Source organism: Xanthovirga aplysinae, from assembly GCF_009711365.1.
GTDB lineage: Bacteria > Bacteroidota > Bacteroidia > Cytophagales > Cyclobacteriaceae > Xanthovirga > Xanthovirga aplysinae.
Map to the genome: position 1 here is coordinate 1 of NZ_SMMB01000907.1, position 5306 is coordinate 5306.

The 5306-nt window shown below is 37.4% G+C and carries 4 protein-coding genes; 2 read left to right on the forward strand and 2 right to left on the reverse strand.

Annotated features, from left to right (window positions below; all coding sequences use genetic code 11):
* Positions 1-106: 106 nt before the first annotated feature.
* Positions 107-2026: a 1-deoxy-D-xylulose-5-phosphate synthase gene (gene dxs, locus E1171_RS07825; protein ID WP_155205454.1), complete on the reverse strand. Its 1920-nt coding sequence runs from the start codon at positions 2024-2026 to the stop codon at positions 107-109.
* 320 nt (positions 2027-2346) lie between these two features.
* Between dxs and E1171_RS07830 the strand changes: the two genes are divergently transcribed.
* Both E1171_RS07830 and E1171_RS07835 read left to right on the forward strand, forming a co-directional pair.
* On the forward strand, positions 2347-3102 hold the full coding sequence (locus tag E1171_RS07830) for a segregation and condensation protein A (protein ID WP_155205455.1): 756 nt from the start codon (positions 2347-2349) through the stop codon (positions 3100-3102).
* Positions 3103-3276: 174 nt separating this feature from the next.
* On the forward strand, positions 3277-4314 hold the full coding sequence (locus tag E1171_RS07835; RefSeq protein WP_343031309.1) for a lysylphosphatidylglycerol synthase transmembrane domain-containing protein: 1038 nt from the start codon (positions 3277-3279) through the stop codon (positions 4312-4314).
* A 90-nt stretch (positions 4315-4404) separates the two neighbouring features.
* Here the strand turns inward: E1171_RS07835 and E1171_RS07840 are convergent, their stop codons facing one another.
* On the reverse strand, positions 4405-4824 hold the full coding sequence (locus tag E1171_RS07840) for a nucleoside-diphosphate kinase (protein ID WP_155205457.1): 420 nt from the start codon (positions 4822-4824) through the stop codon (positions 4405-4407).
* Positions 4825-5306 lie beyond the last annotated feature (482 nt).

A 5306-nucleotide genomic window follows, 5' to 3' on the forward strand; every position in this document is an offset into this window, starting at 1 on the left:
TTGTAGATCACTCCTAAAAGCCCCAAGTTTTATCATTAAAATAATTCAAAAAAAGAAAGGGCACTAAGCCCTTTATAATTTTATCCTAATATGGATCAAAGAAAAATCAATCTGTCACACTAAGTGGTAGAAGAGAAAATATGGCTTTTACTATTCCCTCAGGGTCAAAGCCACACTCTTTATGTAACTCCAGCTGGGAACCATGTTCTACCACACGGTCAGGAATTCCCAATCGTTTCACCACGGCATTATAACCATGGTCACCCATAAATTCCAAAATAGCACTTCCAAATCCTCCCATTAAACAACCATCTTCCACGGTAACCACCTTTTTGAATTTACCAAAAACCTCATGAAGTAATTCTTCATCTAATGGTTTTGCAAACCGCATATCATAATGGGCAGGAGATACTCCATCTTCAGCCAGGGTTTCACAGGCATCAATTGCATAATTTCCGATAGGTCCAAATGTAAGAATTGCCACCTCTTCCCCATCTTTAATTTTCCTTCCTTTCCCCACGGGAATCTCTTGCATAGGTGTTTGCCATTCTGGCATCACTCCTTGTCCTCTTGGATAACGGATACAGAAGGCCGAATTTCTTCCAGGTAGCTGCGATGTAAACATCAGATTTCTTAACTCCGCCTCATCCATTGGTGAAGAAACCACAATATTAGGGATGGAACGCATATAAGCTATATCATATGCTCCATGATGGGTTGGACCATCAGCTCCGGCAAATCCTGCTCTATCCAAACAAAAAACTACAGGCAACTCTTGTAGACAAACATCATGAATAACCTGGTCGTAAGCCCTTTGCATAAAAGTGCTGTAAATATTGCAGAAAGGAACAAGGCCCTGAGTTGCCAACCCTGCAGAAAAAGTAACGGCATGTTGCTCGGCAATTCCCACATCAAAGGCGCGGTCCGGCATGGCTTTCATCATTAGATTCATAGATGAACCCGATGGCATGGCCGGTGTTACCCCCATGATTTTATCATTTTTTTCAGCCAATTCAATAATGGTATGTCCAAAAACATCCTGAAATTTTGGAGGCTGAGGATTATCATGGTGTTTCTTAAATATTTCCCCAGTTACCTTATCGAAAGTCCCTGGAGCATGCCATTTGGTTTGATCCTTCTCCGCTGCTTCAAAACCTTTCCCTTTAACCGTCAGACAGTGTAAAATTTTAGGCCCTGGAATATCTTTGAGATCATCTAATACGCTTACCAAATGATTCACATCATGCCCATCAACCGGACCAAAATAACGCAGATTCAAAGACTCAAAAAGGTTACTTTGTTTCAGCAATGTAGCTTTAATCCCTCCTTCTACTTTTGAAATGATTTCCTGGGCACTGGAACCAAATTTGCTGAATTTTCCCAGCAATTTCCACACTTCCTCCTTAACTTTATTATAGGTATGGGAGGTAGTAATATCTGTGAGATAATCCTTAAGGGCTCCAACATTTGGATCGATAGACATGCAATTGTCATTCAAAATGATCAACATGTTGGAATTGGTAACGCCTGCATGATTCATGGCTTCAAAAGCCATTCCCCCTGTCAGAGCACCATCTCCGATCACCGCAATATGCTGGCGATCTTTTTCATTTTTATAACTGGAGGCCACAGCCATACCTAATGCCGCCGAAATGGAGGTGGAAGAGTGTCCTACTCCGAAGGCATCATACTTACTTTCTTTTCTTTTTGGGAAACCGGAAAGTCCCTTATAGCGACGATTGGAATGAAACTGGTCCCTCCTTCCGGTTAAAATTTTATGTCCGTACGCTTGATGTCCAACATCCCAAATTAATTGATCATCCGGGGTATTAAAAACATAATGTAGGGCTACTGATAATTCGACAACGCCTAAACCGGCACCAAAATGCCCCCCATAAACCGATACATTATCGATTATAAATTGTCTGAGTTCTTTACAAACCTCTACCAATTTGGATGGATCGATCTTTCGCAAATCCTCCGGATTATTAATTCCTGACAATAATTCTCCGGCTTGTATTAGCATAGGGCTCAATTTTTCTTAAAAAGTTATCAACTCAAGTGGTTTATACTTTCTTTCACCACCTTGTTTTTATTTTCAAACAAGAAATTATATTGGCTTTCAAAAATCAATTTCAGCCTTCTATATTACCTTATCACTCAATAAACTAAAAAATATAAATTATTTGGCAGGTAACAGGGATTTTAGTTTGAATATATTTAATTCAGATGTAAAATTACGGTTTTTTTGATTACATCTGAAACTTAATAAAAATTATATTCTATCTTTGAAACACCACCCACCCCTGATAATCGTTTTAAAAAAATACTTTAGCTTCACAAATATTGAGTTTCGAAATCAAATTACCCCTGTTTGAAGGTCCTTTTGACCTTTTATTGTTTTTTATTGAACGTGATGAACTGGATATTTATGATATACCAATCGCCAAGATCACCAACGATTTCTTAGACTACCTCAATCATTTAGAGTCCCTCAACATTGAAGTAGCAAGTGAGTTTATGTGGGTTGCTGCCTCCTTAATGCGAATAAAGGCAAGGACCCTCCTGCCCCGTCCTGAATTAGATCAGGAAGGAAATGAAATTGACCCCAGAGATGAATTAGTGCAACATTTGTTAGAGTATAAAAAATACAAATCCGTAATCAATAAGTTGGCGGACATGGAAGAGGGTTGGTTAGACAAAGATCCTAGGGGAAATGTAAAAAGTGAAGTACGTGAACTTACCGATTCTCTGGATGTGGAAACTGAATTACAACATATTGATCTTTATAAATTGTTAAAGGTGTTTACCAAAGTAATGGGACGATTTGAAGTGGAACAACAACGCCCATCACATGAGGTAGTTCGCTACCCTTATACAATTAGCCAACAAAAAAGCTATTTACTTAACCTGTTGAAGAATGATCGACAGCTTGCCTTTTCTCAGATCATTGCTCAGGCTCCTGAAAAAATGTGGGTTATTTTTAGTTTTTTGGCTATCCTTGAGCTCTTGCAGCTTAAACAGATTACCATAATTTTGGGTGAAGGCTTCAATAATTTTCATATAAAGGAGTTAAAATTAGAGACCCAGTCAAACACATAGGTGGAAACTGGAACGAAATGGAAAAGGATTCGTAAAGTAGAAATATGTCAAAATTAAAGATAGATTTCTCCGATTAAATTTTGACATTTCCTTTAAGATTTAACGTAATTTGCAGTCGCCGATTTTTTTATAAGACTTTTCATGAAGCCGGATTCTAAACAAGTTTTTAAGACTTTGAACCCCAACAAGATTTGGGTTCCCGTTTTGCTGGGGTTAGGAATTGTCTTCTATTTACTCTACAGTGATCCGGATTTGACCTTCGCACAATTGCGTTTGGTAGTCGAGGCAACACCCTCATTTGTAATCCTGGCATTTTTTGTATTAATGGCCAGAGATGCTGGTTATTTATACCGCATAAGAACCATAACAGGCAAAAGGCTTAGCTGGACAAGCAGTTTTTATGTAATCATTCTATGGGAATTTAGCTCAGCGGTTACCCCTTCCATTGTTGGAGGCACAGCCGTAGCAGTGTTTCTTTTACTCAAGGAAGGATTAAACTTGGGGCGCTCTTTAGCTTATGTAATGCTGACGGCAATTCTGGATAATTTCTTCTTTATTGTTACTGCTCCCATGGTATTATTTCTGGCTAATGGGGAAGTATTTCCTCAAATGATTGGTTTAGAATCATTTTTAAGCACTGATCTAAAATACCTCTTTATCATCAGTTATGTGATGATTGCTCTTTATACCCTGGTGATGTTTTATGCCTTATTTATCCGACCAAGAGCATTTAAATGGTTTCTTTTAAAAATAACTTCAATACGATTTTTAAGAAAATGGAGATCACAAGCTTATGAGCATGGGGATGAGATTATTTTGGCTTCAACTCAATTAGCTGGGAAAAATTCAACCTATTGGATAAAAATAATCGCTTCTACCATTTTTATCTGGTCTGCCCGTTATCTGATGCTCAATTGTTTAATGGCTGCCTTTACAGATACCACCCTAAGGGATAATTTAGTGATTTTTGCACGTCAGGTGATTATGTGGATTGTCATGTTGATGTCTCCAACACCAGGCAGTAGTGGTACAGCTGAATTCTTTTTTAACAAATTTTTTCAGGATTACCTGGGAAACTATACCCTCGCCACCAATATTTTCTGGCGGGCTCTTTCGTATTATCCATATTTAATTGCTGGAGCTATATTCCTGCCTAAATGGGTAAGAAGGGTATTTTTCAAAAAAGAAGGAAAGGTGAAAGTGGAGCAATAAGTCTCAAAAATATTCTCTATTGAAAATAAAAAAGCTGCTTTCACATTAGAAAAAAGCAGCTTTTTAAAAATATTAACGCTTTCCTTTTGCTTAGAATTTCTCAGTATCAGCAAAAAAGAAGCTTCCTTCAATTTGAGCATTCTCATCTGAATCAGAGCCGTGAATAGCATTCGCTTCAATTGATTTAGCAAACAAATTACGGATGGTACCTTCTGCTGCTTCTGCAGGGTTAGTGGCCCCAATCAATGTTCTGAAGTCTGCCACTCCGTTTTCTTTTTCAAGGATGGCTGCAATAATGTGTCCTGATGACATATAAACACAAAGATCATTGTAAAAAGGACGCTCCTTGTGAACAGCATAGAACTGACCAGCTCTTTCTGCAGTCAGTTTTGTCATCTTCATCGCAACAATTCTGAAACCAGCCTCTTCGATTAATTTCAGGATTGCTCCCGAATTCCCTTCAGCCACTGCATCTGGCTTGATCATGGTAAAAGTTCTGTTTTTAGCCATTATAAAGTTGTTGGTTAATTTTAGTTAGTTTGAACCGGCGCAAAATTAAAATAAAAAACCGGAAATTCGAACTCCTACAATCTTTTAGATAATCAATGACCTGATTTTGATGAAATACCTGATTTATAACAAGAATTGATCTGATTTTTGGATGGAGGAAATAAAAAGTTTCCAAAAAACTTCAAACAGAATATACCTTACCACAATACAAATCTAAACTCTCAAGCAAACTACTATCCTTTCAAGAATTAATCATCTATTAAAAATTTAAAGGTAACCACAACTATTCTTTTTCATAATATATGAAAAAATTAAGCCAACCAATAAGTAAATTACCACCCCATTTAAAGGAAGGAAAAATGGAAAAAATAAACACGCTGGTATTTCTAAATTATTTTATAAAACTTTTTAAACCTTTTTCACGATTTACTGTCTTAGACTAAGATGAAATTCCGAAAAGCTGCTCGATGAATTTATTCTGC